This window comes from Maribacter sp. UH1, assembly GCF_056839145.1.
In genome coordinates, this window is record NZ_CM166387.1 from 3231852 (window position 1) to 3245908 (window position 14057).

General features: G+C 35.0%; 13 protein-coding genes. 10 read left to right on the forward strand and 3 right to left on the reverse strand.

Annotated elements, in window-relative coordinates:
• Nucleotides 1-19 precede the first annotated feature (19 nt).
• Nucleotides 20-307: a preprotein translocase subunit YajC gene (gene yajC / locus UH1x_RS14075; RefSeq protein WP_036152840.1), complete on the forward strand. Its 288-nt coding sequence runs from the start codon at nucleotides 20-22 to the stop codon at nucleotides 305-307.
• 75 nt (nucleotides 308-382) lie between these two features.
• Here yajC and UH1x_RS14080 read toward each other — a convergent pair whose 3' ends face one another.
• Both UH1x_RS14080 and pepT read right to left on the reverse strand, forming a co-directional pair.
• Nucleotides 383-982, reverse strand: coding sequence for a YdeI/OmpD-associated family protein (locus tag UH1x_RS14080; protein ID WP_482622407.1), 600 nt, complete (start codon nucleotides 980-982; stop codon nucleotides 383-385).
• 4 nt (nucleotides 983-986) lie between these two features.
• On the reverse strand, nucleotides 987-2210 hold the full coding sequence (gene pepT / locus UH1x_RS14085) for a peptidase T (protein ID WP_482622408.1): 1224 nt from the start codon (nucleotides 2208-2210) through the stop codon (nucleotides 987-989).
• A 75-nt stretch (nucleotides 2211-2285) separates the two neighbouring features.
• Between pepT and UH1x_RS14090 the strand changes: the two genes are divergently transcribed.
• A complete protein-coding gene (locus UH1x_RS14090; protein WP_482622409.1) occupies nucleotides 2286-2732 on the forward strand; it encodes a hypothetical protein in 447 nt (148 codons plus the stop codon).
• Nucleotides 2733-2790: 58 nt separating this feature from the next.
• The gene (locus tag UH1x_RS14095; protein ID WP_482622410.1) at nucleotides 2791-3837 is read left to right on the forward strand and encodes a quinone-dependent dihydroorotate dehydrogenase; all 1047 of its coding nucleotides are present in this window, start codon (nucleotides 2791-2793) and stop codon (nucleotides 3835-3837) included.
• 69 nt (nucleotides 3838-3906) lie between these two features.
• On the opposite strand, the gene UH1x_RS14100 is transcribed toward UH1x_RS14095, so the two are convergent.
• Complete coding sequence (locus UH1x_RS14100; protein WP_303598097.1) at nucleotides 3907-4317, reverse strand: Dabb family protein; 411 nt, start codon at nucleotides 4315-4317, stop codon at nucleotides 3907-3909.
• A gap of 85 nt (nucleotides 4318-4402) precedes the next feature.
• Between UH1x_RS14100 and UH1x_RS14105 the strand changes: the two genes are divergently transcribed.
• The 7 genes from UH1x_RS14105 to guaB all read left to right on the forward strand — a co-directional run bounded on the left by UH1x_RS14105 (nucleotide 4403) and on the right by guaB (nucleotide 14012).
• Nucleotides 4403-5023 carry a LysE family translocator gene (locus UH1x_RS14105; RefSeq protein WP_482622412.1) on the forward strand — a complete coding sequence of 207 codons (621 nt, stop codon included), beginning with the start codon at nucleotides 4403-4405 and terminating at the stop codon, nucleotides 5021-5023.
• Nucleotides 5024-5076: 53 nt separating this feature from the next.
• Nucleotides 5077-5946: a hydroxymethylglutaryl-CoA lyase gene (locus UH1x_RS14110; protein ID WP_482622414.1), complete on the forward strand. Its 870-nt coding sequence runs from the start codon at nucleotides 5077-5079 to the stop codon at nucleotides 5944-5946.
• A gap of 137 nt (nucleotides 5947-6083) precedes the next feature.
• Complete coding sequence (locus tag UH1x_RS14115; RefSeq protein WP_482622416.1) at nucleotides 6084-7334, forward strand: DUF4856 domain-containing protein; 1251 nt, start codon at nucleotides 6084-6086, stop codon at nucleotides 7332-7334.
• A 94-nt stretch (nucleotides 7335-7428) separates the two neighbouring features.
• Complete coding sequence (locus tag UH1x_RS14120; RefSeq protein WP_482622418.1) at nucleotides 7429-8562, forward strand: imelysin family protein; 1134 nt, start codon at nucleotides 7429-7431, stop codon at nucleotides 8560-8562.
• Nucleotides 8562-9929, forward strand: coding sequence for an HTTM domain-containing protein (locus UH1x_RS14125; RefSeq protein WP_482622420.1), 1368 nt, complete (start codon nucleotides 8562-8564; stop codon nucleotides 9927-9929). The genes UH1x_RS14120 and UH1x_RS14125 overlap by 1 nt, the downstream gene beginning before the upstream one ends.
• A complete protein-coding gene (locus tag UH1x_RS14130) occupies nucleotides 9910-12381 on the forward strand; it encodes a TonB-dependent receptor domain-containing protein (protein ID WP_482622422.1) in 2472 nt (823 codons plus the stop codon). The genes UH1x_RS14125 and UH1x_RS14130 overlap by 20 nt, the downstream gene beginning before the upstream one ends.
• A 158-nt stretch (nucleotides 12382-12539) precedes the next feature.
• Complete coding sequence (gene guaB, locus UH1x_RS14135; protein WP_036152871.1) at nucleotides 12540-14012, forward strand: IMP dehydrogenase; 1473 nt, start codon at nucleotides 12540-12542, stop codon at nucleotides 14010-14012.
• Nucleotides 14013-14057 lie beyond the last annotated feature (45 nt).

Here is a 14057-nt window from a genome sequence, read left to right on the forward strand (position 1 = left end):
ACTTACAGATATACCAAAAATGGGTGATATAGGGCAGTTTCTTCCAATGATTTTGATTTTTGTGGTCGCATATTTTTTTATGATCAGACCTCAAATGAAAAGACAAAAGGATGAAAAGAAATTTTCAGCAGAATTAAAACGTGGTGATCGTGTTATTACCAAAAGTGGTCTGCACGGAAAAGTAGTAGATTTAAATGATAAGGATACTTCTTGTGTATTGGAAACAATGGCAGGGAAGTTAAAGTTTGATAGATCTGCCATATCCATGGAAATGAGCGCTAAGTTAAACGCTCCAGAAAAGAAATAACTTTTTCTGAATTCATATAAAAAAACACCGATGGAAACATCGGTGTTTTTTTGTTTTTAATTTTAAGATAATAGCTTACTTCTTGTATTGGTCATGTAGTCCTCTACCTGCTAATATTAATGGAATTATCTTTTCTAATCTAGATAGTTTTGTTTTTTCTTGTTTAGCGGTTGCTATATATTCGGCGTAATCTTTTTGTTTGGAATAGGTTAATTTGTTAAAAGCAGTTTTAATGTCTTCGTTGTTTTCTAATGCAATAGATAAATGAACGGGAATTACAATTTTAGTTTTAGGTTTTTTCTCAACCTTTACCTGTAAACCTTTCTTTTGGTATGCTATAGCCTCATTTATATAAGATGTAATGTCTTTTTTATCAATGCCTTCAAGTGAAGTAAATTTCCAATGACGCATTGCCATGGTTTTGCCTTCTTGTGCATTTTCTAAAACCTTTTTAGGATCACTTAAAAAGACGCCGTTAAAAAACCAGATACCAAAGTGATTTTTGAATTTGTTTATAGCGATGACATTTTTATTATTGATCATGTAGGTAGGGAAACTCCATTTGTAGGTTTCCGTCATACCGCAGTCTAAAGCAAGGGCTCTTAATTGGGTTACACCATTTTTAAATTGATGTGCTTCATTATAAAATGAAGCTATTTTCTCTTGCTTTTCCATTTTGTTATTGATTTGCCGTCAATTCACAAATGCGCACAATTACTTCTACCGCTTTCTGCATGCTCTCCACAGGTACATATTCGTATTTTCCATGAAAGTTATGTCCACCGGCAAAAATGTTAGGGCAGGGTAAGCCCATATAGCTTAATTGAGAACCATCCGTACCGCCTCTAATGGGTTTAATGATTGGTTTTATGCCAATATCTTCCATAGCCTTTTTAGCGGTTTCTACAATATGAAAAACAGGTTCTACCTTTTCTTTCATATTAAAATATTGATCATTTAACTCTAGATCGATGCAATTATCATATTCATTATTATACTTCTTAACAATATCTTGAACCAACTCTTTTCGTTTATTAAAATGCTTTAAATCATGATCTCTAATAATGAGTTCTACGGTTGCATTTTCAATTTCTCCATCAAAATGATGCACGTGAAAAAAGCCTTCTCGACCAGTGGTTTCTTCCGGCACTTCATGTTTTGGTAAATCGCTGATAATCTTATTGGCGATTAAAAGGGCATTTACCATTTTACCTTTTGCATAACCTGGGTGTACACTTTTACCTTTTACCTTGATTTTTGCTCCCGCAGCATTGAAGTTTTCATATTCTAGCTCGCCAATTTGGCTTCCGTCCATAGTATATGCCCAAGCAGCACCAAATTTTTCTACATCAAATTTATGTGCGCCACGACCAATCTCCTCATCTGGCGTAAACCCAACTCTAATAGGTCCGTGCTTTATTTTAGGATTGTTGATTAAATATTCCATGGCGGTAACAATTTCTGTAATACCAGCTTTATCATCTGCACCCAAAAGTGTGGTGCCATCTGTAGTAATGATGGTCTGACCAATATACTGTAGTAAATCATCAAAATAGGAAGAAGATAAAATGATGTCTTTCTCTTTGTTCAGAATAATATCCTTACCATCGTAGTTTCTAATAATCTGCGGATTTACGTTCGTACCTGAAAAATCTGGTGACGTATCAAAATGAGAAATAAAACCAATGGTAGGTACTTCATGATCCACATTAGAAGGTAATGTTGCCATGATATATGCATTGTCATCTATAGTAACATCTGTCATGCCTATAGCGCGTAACTCATCAACTAGTTTATTGGCTAAATTCCATTGCTTTTCAGTGCTTGGTGTGGTCTCTGATGATGAATCGCTTTGCGTATCAATAGTAATGTAACTAATGAAACGGTCTATAATATGCTGCATGCTAAATGTGTTTTATCAAAAATAAGCTTATATATTGTAATTTAGTAAGCGTAATATTCTATAAATACAATGATGATGAAATTTAGATATGTGGTAATGATGGCTTTTCTTTTGTTCATTGCAAATGTAAATGCACAGGCAGATTGTATTCTTGGGGTTGGCGTTACTAGCGATTCTATTATATCAGATATCTTTCAGTTGAATGATATGCAAAAAGCAAAATTAAAGAGTTTTAGTGCGGATGTTAAGCTCCAAAATGAAACCTTGAATAATAATTTAGCGGAAGTTAAGAGTAAGCATCCTCAAAGTAACGTTACTGAACTTCGTCAACTGGCCGATAAATATAAAAATGTAATGGACAGTATGGCTAGGGTTCAAGAAATAACGGATAAGAAAATGTTAGCTTTGTTCAATTCAAATCAGTATGAATTATACTTGTCTTTATGTAAAGATGCATCACGGTCAGCATACATTGTAGTACCTGCTGTCTATACAGATAGCATACCTAATGAAAACAGATAAAATATTGCTTAACTTTTTCATTTACAGTTTGTACTTTTGCGGCTTATAAAATATATACATGTACAGGCTTTTTATTAGACCTCTTTTATTTCTTCTCGATCCAGAAAAAGTTCATCACATTAGTTTTTCAAGTATTAAGTTTTTTTCTAAAATAGGCCTGTCAGGACTTATAAAATCTATGTTCGTTGTTGAGGATAAACGTTTAGAACGAGAGCTTTTTGGTTTAAAATTTAAAAACCCCGTTGGTTTGGCCGCCGGTTTTGATAAAAATGCTGTTTTGTATAATGAACTTTCTGATTTCGGGTTTGGATTCGTAGAGATAGGTACATTGACACCTAAGCCTCAGGAGGGGAACCCTAAGAAGAGGTTATTTCGTTTAAAAGAAGATAAGGCTATCATTAACCGAATGGGGTTTAATAATCATGGCGTCTTTGAAGCGGTAGAGAATTTAAAGAAAAATCATAAAGTACTTATAGGTGGTAATATAGGTAAGAACAAAGTGACGCCTAACAATGAAGCCATTAAAGATTACCTCATTTGTTTTGATGCACTATTTGATCATGTAGATTACTTTGTTGTGAATGTAAGTTCGCCAAACACTCCGGGTTTGCGTGAGCTACAGGATAAAGAGCCATTAACGGCATTGTTGAATGAACTTCAACTAGAAAATGCTAAGCAAAGTGAACGTAAAGAAACTATACGTAAACCTATTTTGTTGAAAATAGCACCAGACCTTACTGATAGCCAATTGTTAGATATTATTGATATAGTAAGCGATACTTCTATAGATGGGGTTATTGCGACCAATACAACTATTTCTAGGGAGAATTTGAAATCCCATGCGCTAATAACTGAAGAAGCTGGCGGACTTAGTGGTGCTCCTTTAAAAGATCGAAGTACAGAGGTTATTCGATTTTTAGCTCAAAAGAGTAACAAAGCATTTCCAATAATTGGGGTGGGTGGTATTAATTCTGCTGAAGATGCCATAGAGAAATTAGAAGCTGGGGCAGATTTAATTCAATTATGGACGGGGTTTGTATATGAAGGTCCTGCTTTGGTGAAACAAATTAACAAAGCTCTTTTGGAGAAAACAGCTACTGCATAGCAGAAACTTTTTAATATAGAAAAAGCCCTTGTACAAATTGTGCAAGGGCTTTTTTAATTGTAATCGGTTCTATTTTTTGGTCCAATAATCTACCACGAATACATCTTCTAAATGCGGAGTTAATACAGCTCCAAAAGCTTTGTGGTCTGGGTGCGGTAAATAAATTGCCCGATCTTCTTCGCTTTCAAAAGTGAGAAAAAAGGCATGTGTAAAGCCTTTATCCAAACCTTCCGGACTATTGTTCAGTCCCCATTCATATCCTTTGATTTGCTCAATTTTTGAAGGTAGTGCACTAAAAGCATCTTCAACTTTTTTAATCTGTGCAGGGGTTGTTCCTTCCTTAAACTTAAAAAATACGGTGTGCCTTAATAAGCTATCGCTTTGGATCATTGTTGTTGAGTTCATGTTTTCATTTGTCTTGGCAAAAGCGTTTGAAGCAAATGAAATACTAATTAGTAACAGAAGTAATTTGATTTTCATAGTGTTTGATTTTTAAACAAGATATTAAAAATAGGTGTAATTGGCGGTAATTCGTACTTTTCGGGTAGAACTAATATTTTTAAGTTTGAATTACGAGATTTTATTGGCATTTTCAATGGCGACCTTGGTTCTGGCACTTTCACCCGGTCCTGATAATATATTCGTGCTCATACAAAGCATTAGTAATGGCAAAAAATATGGTTTAGCGGTTGTTGCAGGATTAATGACCGGTTGTTTAGTACATACTACATTATTGGCATTTGGGGTTTCTGCAATTATTAAGAATAACCCTGCCATATTTACTTTTATTAAAATGTTTGGGGCTGCCTATTTATTATATTTAGCTGTAATGGTGTATAGAGGTGATGATACCATTTCTATTGCCGGCGAAACAAAGAACAAAAACAAATTAGGTTCATTATACAAACAAGGTTTTATAATGAATGTGTTGAACCCTAAGGTGACCATATTCTTTCTAGCTTTTTTTCCGGGATTTCTATTTTCAGATTCTTTAAGCAATGTTATTCAATTCTATACCCTAGGCTTTTTATTTATAATGGTTTCTTCACTGGTTTTTGGCGCTATCGCAGTTTTATCTGGTCAAATCTCCAATTTTCTGACAGCTAATAAGAGGACCGGATTTGTTTTAAAGTGGATTCAAGTTATTGTCTTCATCGGAATTGCGATTTATTTACTTATAGGGTAGTTTATTTGAAATATTAATATGAGATACTTGTTTAGAGTTCGTATTTTTACGAAATGTCTAATTCAAAGATCAAAATAGTTGAGTGTCCTAGAGATGCTATGCAAGGCATAAAGCAGTTTATACCTACAGATGAAAAAGTTAGGTATATACAATCTTTGTTAGGCTGCGGATTTGATACTATTGATTTCGGAAGTTTTGTTTCGCCAAAGGCAATACCACAAATGGTAGATACTGCAGAGGTGTTGTCCAAGTTAGATTTGTCTAAAACAAATTCTAAATTACTTTCTATAGTGGCAAACGTGCGTGGTGCACAAAATGCGGTTACACACCCGGAAATTGACTACCTAGGTTTTCCATTTTCTATTTCAGAAAATTTTCAAATGCGAAATACGCATAAGACCATTGCGCAATCCGTAGAAACTTTGCAGGAGATATTTAACTTAGCGGATGCCGCTAATAAAGAGGTAGTAACATATATTTCTATGGGTTTTGGTAACCCATATGGTGATCCTTGGAATGTTGATATTGTAGGGGAGTGGACAGAGAAGCTAGCAAAAATGGGAGCTAAAATATTATCGCTTTCAGATACCGTTGGTTCTTCTGATCCCGAAACTATTTCATACTTGTTCTCGAATCTTATTCCCAAATATCCAAATATTGAATTTGGTGCACACTTGCATACTACGCCTACCAAATGGCATGAGAAAGTGGCTGCTGCCTACGAATCTGGGTGTAGACGTTTTGATGGTGCCATACAAGGTTTTGGTGGTTGCCCAATGGCTAAGGATGATTTAACTGGAAACATGCCCACAGAAAAAATGCTTTCCTATTTTACTTCGGCGAAAGCAGATTCTGGAGTTAACTGGATGACTTTTGAGGCTTCTTATAACAAAGCTACCGAGTTGTTTACTGCCTACCATTAGGTAACTTATTACTTGTCAACCGCATATTATTTAAACGTTAATTTTATTTAGATTTATTATAGATAAGCTTGTTTTGCATGGAAACATGTTATACGTTTGTAATCTTATTTGAAATAAGTCTTAATAAAAAAAAGAAAATGAAAAAGAACCTATTTGTACTATCTTCTATTGCAAGTTTACTATTTATTTCTTGTAGTTCTGATGATGATAGTTTAGAATTGACTACATGTGAAGATGGTGATTGTGATCCTGTTGAAACAACAATTGATAATCCAGATTCGTACGTATTTACTAGAGATAATGAAAGCACGGTTAGTTTTGATGGTCAAACAACTAGATTAAAAATGGGTGCAGAAATTTTAAGCGCATTCACAGATGTAACATCAACATCTGATCAAATTTTAAGTATGTATGCTCATGAAGAAGGAGCCAATGATTTTGAAGAAACAGAATTAAATGCATCTGATAAAAGTGTAAAAAGTAAAACAGCTGCATCGGCAGATTTCTTTTCTACCAATGCCACCGATCAAACATTGATCAGAGCAGATTTTGATGGCTTTATCACAGCACAAGTAAATGAGGTATTCCCAAACTGGGAAGTTGCAGCAGCAGAAGGAACAGCCGGGCAAATAGCTGACGGTTCTTCTACCAGATATATTAATGCTCAAGGTTTAGAATACAACCAAGCATTTAATAAAGGTTTAATTGGGGCGCTTACTCTTGATCAAATAGTCAACAATTATTTAAGTACTTCGGTTTTAGATGAAGGTGATAATAGAGCGGATAATGATGCTAATGTTGTAGCGGAAGGTAAAACCTACACCAATATGGAGCATAAGTGGGATGAAGCTTATGGATATGTTTATGGCTTAAATGCCGATGCTGCAAACCCAAATGATGACTTAGGTGCAGATAGCTTTTTAAATAAATATGTTGGTAGAGTAGAAGGGGATGACGATTTTGCCGGTATTGCCGATGAAATTTTTCAAGCCTTTAAATTGGGTAGAGCTGCCATTGTAGCTAAGCAATATGATGTTAGGGATGCACAGGCAGAAATTATTAGAGAGAAACTTTCTGAAGTTATCGGTATTAGAGCGGTGTACTATTTACAACAAGGTAAAAATAGTTTAAATCAAGAAACACCTGATTATGGTGGTGCTTTTCATGATTTATCAGAGGGTTACGGATTTGTTTACAGTTTACAGTTTACACGAAAAACCAATTCCACAGATCCTTATTTTACCAAAGAAGAAGTTGATGCGTTTTTAGTAGATATAATGGATGACGGAGAAAACGGACTTTGGAATGTAGAAGCAGCTACATTAGATGCTATTTCTACTGACATTTCTGGAAGGTTCAGTTTTACCTTAGAGCAAGCAGCAGAATAATTCGATATAAGGTTAATAAAAAAGCAATTCATTCTAATAAGATTGAATTGCTTTTTTTATTTTTGCATTTAATTAGAATAAATAAAAATAAGCTATGAAAAAGATAATTGGGGCATTTTGTATTATGACCTTAATATGGGCATGTTCTAGTGATAGTGCTACAGATGATGAGGTAATTATACCAGATGACCAAGAAGAGGTTTCTTTTGAGCGTAGTGCCATGTTAATCAATTGGGCAGATAATATAATCATTCCATCATATGAAGCATTTTCTGGTGATTTGGATGCTTTAATAAATGCATTCAACACTTTTAAAGTAGACACTAATGAAGGTAATTTAACAGCATTTCGCTCTGCATGGATAAATGCTTATACTTCTTGGCAGCGTGTTGAAATGTTTGAAATTGGTCCTGCGGAATCAGTAGGTTTTCAACTGAACATGAATATATATCCAACGGATAATAAGAAAATCGATGGGTTTATTGTGGATGGAAGTTATGACTTATCCTTATCCTCTAACAGAAGTGCTAAAGGGTTTCCGGCTTTAGATTACCTGTTAAACGGGTTGGGTGAGAACGATGCTGAAATTTTAGAATTCTACAATGGCGATAATAAAGAAGCATATCTAAAATATACAGAAGATGTTTTGTTGGACATGCAGGTATTAACCGAAACTGTAGTGTCTGATTGGACAAATGGTTACAGAGATACTTTTGTAGCTAATGATGGATCTTCATCTACGGCATCTGTTGATCGTATGGTAAACGATTATATTTTTTATTTCGAAAAATATCTAAGAGCAGGTAAAATGGGAATTCCATTAGGCGTTTTTTCCGGCAGTACTTTGCCAAGAAATGTTGAAGCGTATTTTGATGCAAGTATTTCCAATGATTTATTTCTAGAAGGTTTAGGCGCTGTTCAAGATTTTTTTAATGGCAAGCATTTTAACTCAACTACACAGGGAGAAAGTTTGGCGTCTTATTTAGATGCATTGAATTCGGTAAAAAACGAAGAAGATTTATCTACGTTGATCAACGATCAAATGAATACGGCAAAAAGTATGGTGATGGATCTTTCAGCCTTTAGAGCGGAGATTGAAGATAACAATCCGCCTACCAATATGCTTTTAGCTTATGATGAAGTACAAAAAGCAGTACCCATGCTAAAAGTAGATATGGTTTCAGCTATGAGTATTAGTATTGATTTTGTTGATGCCGACGGTGATTAATGGAATCGGTGATTAATAAATATATAAAAGCTCCCGTAGAGACCGCCCCTTTGGCGGTCTTTCGTATTTTATTTGGTCTAATGATGTTTTTTAGCATTGTTCGGTTTTGGAGCTATGGTTGGATTGATAAACTTTACATTCAGCCAAAATTCTTTTTTTCTTACTATGGGTTTGAGTGGGTAAAGCCATTAGGTGTGTATACTTATCTCATATTTATTATTTGTGGTCTTGCAGCGCTACTGGTGGCTCTTGGGTATCGGTACAAATTAAGTATTGTCATATTCTTTTTGAGTTTTACCTATATAGAATTAATGGATAAGACAACATACCTTAACCATTATTACTTTATTAGCTTACTTAGTTTTTTAATGATATTTCTGCCCGCAAATGCAACCTATTCCTTAGACGCATATCTAAACCCTAAAAAAAGTTTTGAATATGTACCTAGCTGGACGGTGAATAGCATTAAGCTTCTTTTAAGTATTGTATATTTTTATGCTGGACTGGCGAAGTTAAATTCAGATTGGTTGCTAAAGGCCATGCCATTGAAAATTTGGTTGCCTTCAAAATTCGATACTCCGTTTATAGGTGGTTTACTTGGTGAAGAGTGGGTGCAATATGCATTTAGCTGGTCTGGAGCACTATATGATTTAACGATTCCTTTTTTCTTGTTATACAAAAAAACCAGACCGTATGCATTTGTAATGGTCGTAGTTTTTCATGTTTTGACTAGGGTACTTTTTCCTATTGGCATGTTCCCGTATGTAATGATTATTTCTGCTTTGATATTTTTTGATTCAAGCTTTCATGAGAAAATATTAAAATACCTTTCGAAGTTCTTAAAAGTGGATGATACGAAATTTAATAATCAGAAAGTTTATCAAGGTTTTCCGACTATTACATCGAAAGTGAAAATGACCGTTTTAATTGCCTTTTTTGCTATACAACTTATTTTTCCTTTTAGGTATCTTTTGTATCCAGGTGAATTATTCTGGACGGAAGAAGGTTACCGATTTTCTTGGCGCGTAATGCTCATAGAAAAATCTGGTTACGCACAGTTTAAAATTGTAGATGGAGAATCTGGCAGATGGTTTTATGTGGATAATACAGATTTTATCACTCCGTTTCAAGAAAAACAAATGGCATTTCAGCCAGATTTTATATTGGAATATGCTCATTTTTTAAAAAATCATTTTGAAAAAGATGGCCATAAAAATGTTCAGGTATTCGTAGATTGCCAAGTTAGTTTAAATGGTAGGTTAAGTACAACATATATAGACCCTACTATTGATCTTGGAAAACAAAGAGAGTCTTTTTTACATAAGAATTGGATAACACCATTTAAAGATGAGATTAAAGGAATTTAGTTATATACTGTTATTATTAGTATCATTTCCATTATTTGGGCAACTAAGTATTTCAGGACAAGTAACCGATGAAGATGGTGTTCCCGTTTCTGATGCAGAATTGTACATTAAAGAATTGGAGCGTTTAGAAACAACAAATTCAGAAGGTTATTATTCAGTAGAAAGTTTAGCGTCAGGTACGTATACCATTGTTGTATTTGCCTATGAGTTTGAAATTGAAGAACTAGATGTTGTTGTAAATGACAACGTTACTTTTAACGTAACACTGCAGCGTCTAAAAGTCAACAATTTGTCAGAAGTGGTTTTAATTCAGAAAAGAGAAGAGGTTTTTGCTTTAAAACAATTGAAAAAAGTAGAGGGTACTGCGATTTATGCTGGTAAAAAGAGTGAGGTTGTATTACTTGAAGGTATTACTGGTAATTTGGCAGCTAACAACCCAAGACAGATATATAGCCAAGTAGTAGGACTCAATATTTATGATAACGGCGACGCAGGTTTACAATTGAATATTGGTGGTAGAGGTTTGGACCCTAATAGAACGGCGAATTTCAACACCAGACAGAATGGATATGATATAAGCGCAGATGTTTTGGGTTATCCAGAAAGTTATTACACTCCGCCAGCTGAAGCTTTAGAGGAAATTCAAGTAGTTAGAGGTGCAGCTTCATTACAATACGGAACACAATTTGGAGGTTTGGTGAATTTTAAATTCAAACAGCCCAACCCAAATAAGAAAATCGAATGGGTTAGTAGGCAGACAGTGGGGTCTTATGATCTAAAAACCTCGTTTAATAGTCTTAGTGGTACGGTAGGTAAAATAAGTTATTATACATATTTCAATTATAAAGAGGGCAGTGGTTTTAGACCAAATTCTAATTACAACAGTAGAAATTATTTTGCGCACATAGGGTATCAGGTTTCTGATAAAACGAAACTTACGCTAGAGACTACATTTCTTAATTATTTGGCGCAACAGCCAGGTGGTCTTACAGATGCCCAATTTATTGAAGATCCTACTTTTAGCAATAGGGAGCGTAATTGGTTTGATATTGATTGGAAATTGTACTCCTTGCGTTTAGATCATAAATTCTCTTCAAAAATGGATTTTAGTTTGAATCTTTTTGGATTAGATGCTTCTAGAAGTGCACTTGGTTTTCGTACAAATAGGGTGTCGCAGCCAGATGACTTTGAAGAACCACGAGAGTTGTTAATTGATAATTTTCAGAATTGGGGTGCAGAAGCTAGATTGCTTACTAGGTATAAATTGGGTAATACGGAATCGGCTCTTTTATTAGGCTCTAAAATTTATAGAACCGATAATGATCAAAGACAAGGTCCTGGTACAACGGCTTCTAATGCAGATTTTAATTTTGCGGATGATGAATTTCCAAATTACGAGAGACAATCTCAATTTAATTTTCCTAATTCCAATTTGGCATTCTTTGGTGAGAATATATTCAATATAACTCCAAAATTCACCTTAACACCTGGTTTTAGATTAGAGCATATTAAAACAGAAAGTATTGGTAGTTATAAGAATATTGTACTTGATCTGGCGGATAACCCTCTTTTAAATGAAGAGATAGAAGATAATAGAGAGTTTGATCGAACGTTTTTGTTACTTGGTATTGGGGCTAGCTATAAGTTAAATTCCAGTATTGAGTTTTACGGTAATTTTTCTCAGAATTATAGGTCGGTCACTTTTAGTGATATACGAGTGGTGAACCCTTCTTTTCAAGTGGATGAAAATATCTCTGATGAAGATGGCTTTACTGCAGATATTGGATTTCGAGGTAGATATAACAATGTATTGTCTTATGATGTTAGTGCATTTAGCTTATTATATGACAATAGGTTAGGGGAGATATTAAAGAGCGAAACACAGACCAATGCTTTAGGGGAAGAAGTGGAAACGGGAAGTATAGTTCGTTTTAGAGGTAATATTGGTACTGCTTTTATGTATGGTATTGAGAGTTTTGCAAATTGGAGTATCAAGGAAACTTTCCTTTCTGCTAGTGAAAAGTTGAAACTAAATTATTTTGTAAACTTGGCGTTGACCAATTCGGAGTATTTATCTTCAGAAGAAACGAATGTAGAGGGAAATAAGGTAGAATTTATACCTGATGTAAACCTGAAAACCGGACTTAATTTCGGGTACGGCAACTTAATAGGTAGTTTGCAATACACGTATTTGTCAAGTCAATTTACAGATGCGACTAATGCGCCCCAAGATGTAAATGATAATCAACGTGGTATAGAAGGTGAGATACCTGCATATGACATTATGGATTTTTCTTTGGCTTATTCCTATAAAAAATGGAAATTAGAGACTGGTATAAATAATCTTTTGGATAATAGCTATTTTACACGAAGAGCAACTGGGTACCCAGGACCTGGTATTATTCCGTCAGAGCCTAGAACATTTTATACGACTTTACAGTTTAAATTTTAATATGTTATAGGGTAATGTAGAAGTTTAGTTTACCTTAAAGTTGCCTTACTTGGTTTTTAATAAAGCCTTTTTATGTGAAGCTTTTGCTAAGGTTATGTTAATGGTAAATAAGTCAACAATATTCGCTATATTTGCACGCAATTAAATCCTTAATTGCTATGCAAGCCCACCAAAATAAAATTCTAGGAGAAGGTCTAACTTACGATGATGTATTGTTAGTACCTGCTTATTCTGAAGTGCTTCCAAGAGAAGTAAGTATTCAGACAAAATTCACAAGAAATATTACAATCAATGTGCCTATCATATCGGCAGCGATGGATACGGTTACAGAGTCTAGAATGGCAATTGCCATGGCTCAAGAAGGTGGTATAGGTGTTCTGCACAAAAACATGACCATTGAGCAGCAAGCCATGAAGGTGCGAAAGGTAAAAAGGGCTGAAAGCGGAATGATTTTAGATCCGGTTACCCAACCACTTGATTCAAAAGTAAAAGACGCCAAGGCTAATATGAAAGAGTATAGCATTGGTGGTATTCCTATTGTTGACGCCGATGGTAAACTATTAGGTATCGTAACCAATAGAGATTTACGTTTCGAAAAAAATAATGAAAGACCGATATCTGAAGTAATGACTTCTGAAAATTTGGTAACAGCAGCAGAAGGTACTTCCCTTTCAGAAGCTGAAGATATTTTACAACAGCATAAGATTGAAAAACTACCTGTAGTAGATAAAGATTATAAGTTGGTAGGTTTAATTACATTTCGTGATATTACTAAACTTACCCAAAAACCTAGCGCCAACAAAGATCAGTACGGTCGTTTACGTGTAGCAGCGGCATTAGGTGTTACTGCAGATGCGGTAGACAGAGCAGAGGCATTGGTTAATGCCGGTGTGGATGCTGTGGTTATAGATACTGCTCATGGGCATACAAAAGGTGTGGTATCGGTATTACAAGAAGTAAAAAAGAAATTTCCAAACTTAGATGTTATTGTTGGTAACATTGCAACTGGCGAGGCTGCTAAATATTTGGTAGATGCAGGTGCAGATGCAGTTAAAGTTGGTATTGGTCCAGGATCTATCTGTACGACAAGAGTTGTTGCAGGTGTTGGTTTTCCTCAATTTTCTGCTGTTTTAGAGGTAGCAGCGGCTATAAAAGGTTCTGGAGTTCCGGTTATCGCAGATGGTGGTATTCGGTACACGGGTGATATTCCTAAGGCTATTGCTGCAGGTGCAGATACAGTTATGTTAGGATCACTTTTGGCAGGAACCAAGGAATCTCCAGGAGAAACGATTATCTATGAAGGTAGAAAGTTTAAATCTTACCGAGGTATGGGATCTGTAGAGGCAATGAAGCAAGGTAGTAAGGATCGTTACTTTCAAGATGTTGAAGATGATATCAAGAAATTAGTGCCTGAAGGTATTGTAGGTCGTGTGCCTTATAAAGGTGAATTATACGAAAGCATTCACCAGTTTATAGGTGGTTTAAAAGCTGGTATGGGATACTGTGGGGCAAAAGATATTGCTACTTTACAGGACAATGGAAGATTTGTTAAAATTACAGCTAGTGGTATTAATGAAAGTCACCCACATGATGTAACCATTACAAAAGAAAGTCCTAATTATAGTAGATAGAAAAATAGATGTGTATAAAAAAAAGAGGTCTTTTAGACCTCTTTT

Excerpts from the sequence above, each read along its gene's own strand:
- UH1x_RS14090 (WP_482622409.1), top strand. The coding sequence starts at position 2,286 with ATGAAATTTAGATATGTGGTAATGATGGCTTTTCTTTTGTTCATTGCA.
- UH1x_RS14115 (WP_482622416.1), top strand. The coding sequence starts at position 6,084 with ATGAAAAAGAACCTATTTGTACTATCTTCTATTGCAAGTTTACTATTT.
- UH1x_RS14120 (WP_482622418.1), top strand. The coding sequence starts at position 7,429 with ATGAAAAAGATAATTGGGGCATTTTGTATTATGACCTTAATATGGGCA.
- yajC (WP_036152840.1), top strand. The coding sequence starts at position 20 with ATGGGTGATATAGGGCAGTTTCTTCCAATGATTTTGATTTTTGTGGTC.
- pepT (WP_482622408.1), bottom strand. The coding sequence starts at position 2,210 with ATGCAGCATATTATAGACCGTTTCATTAGTTACATTACTATTGATACG.
- UH1x_RS14095 (WP_482622410.1), top strand. The coding sequence starts at position 2,791 with ATGTACAGGCTTTTTATTAGACCTCTTTTATTTCTTCTCGATCCAGAA.
- UH1x_RS14130 (WP_482622422.1), top strand. The coding sequence starts at position 9,910 with ATGAGATTAAAGGAATTTAGTTATATACTGTTATTATTAGTATCATTT.
- UH1x_RS14080 (WP_482622407.1), bottom strand. The coding sequence starts at position 982 with ATGGAAAAGCAAGAGAAAATAGCTTCATTTTATAATGAAGCACATCAA.
- UH1x_RS14125 (WP_482622420.1), top strand. The coding sequence starts at position 8,562 with ATGGAATCGGTGATTAATAAATATATAAAAGCTCCCGTAGAGACCGCC.
- UH1x_RS14110 (WP_482622414.1), top strand. The coding sequence starts at position 5,077 with ATGTCTAATTCAAAGATCAAAATAGTTGAGTGTCCTAGAGATGCTATG.
- UH1x_RS14100 (WP_303598097.1), bottom strand. The coding sequence starts at position 4,317 with ATGAAAATCAAATTACTTCTGTTACTAATTAGTATTTCATTTGCTTCA.
- guaB (WP_036152871.1), top strand. The coding sequence starts at position 12,540 with ATGCAAGCCCACCAAAATAAAATTCTAGGAGAAGGTCTAACTTACGAT.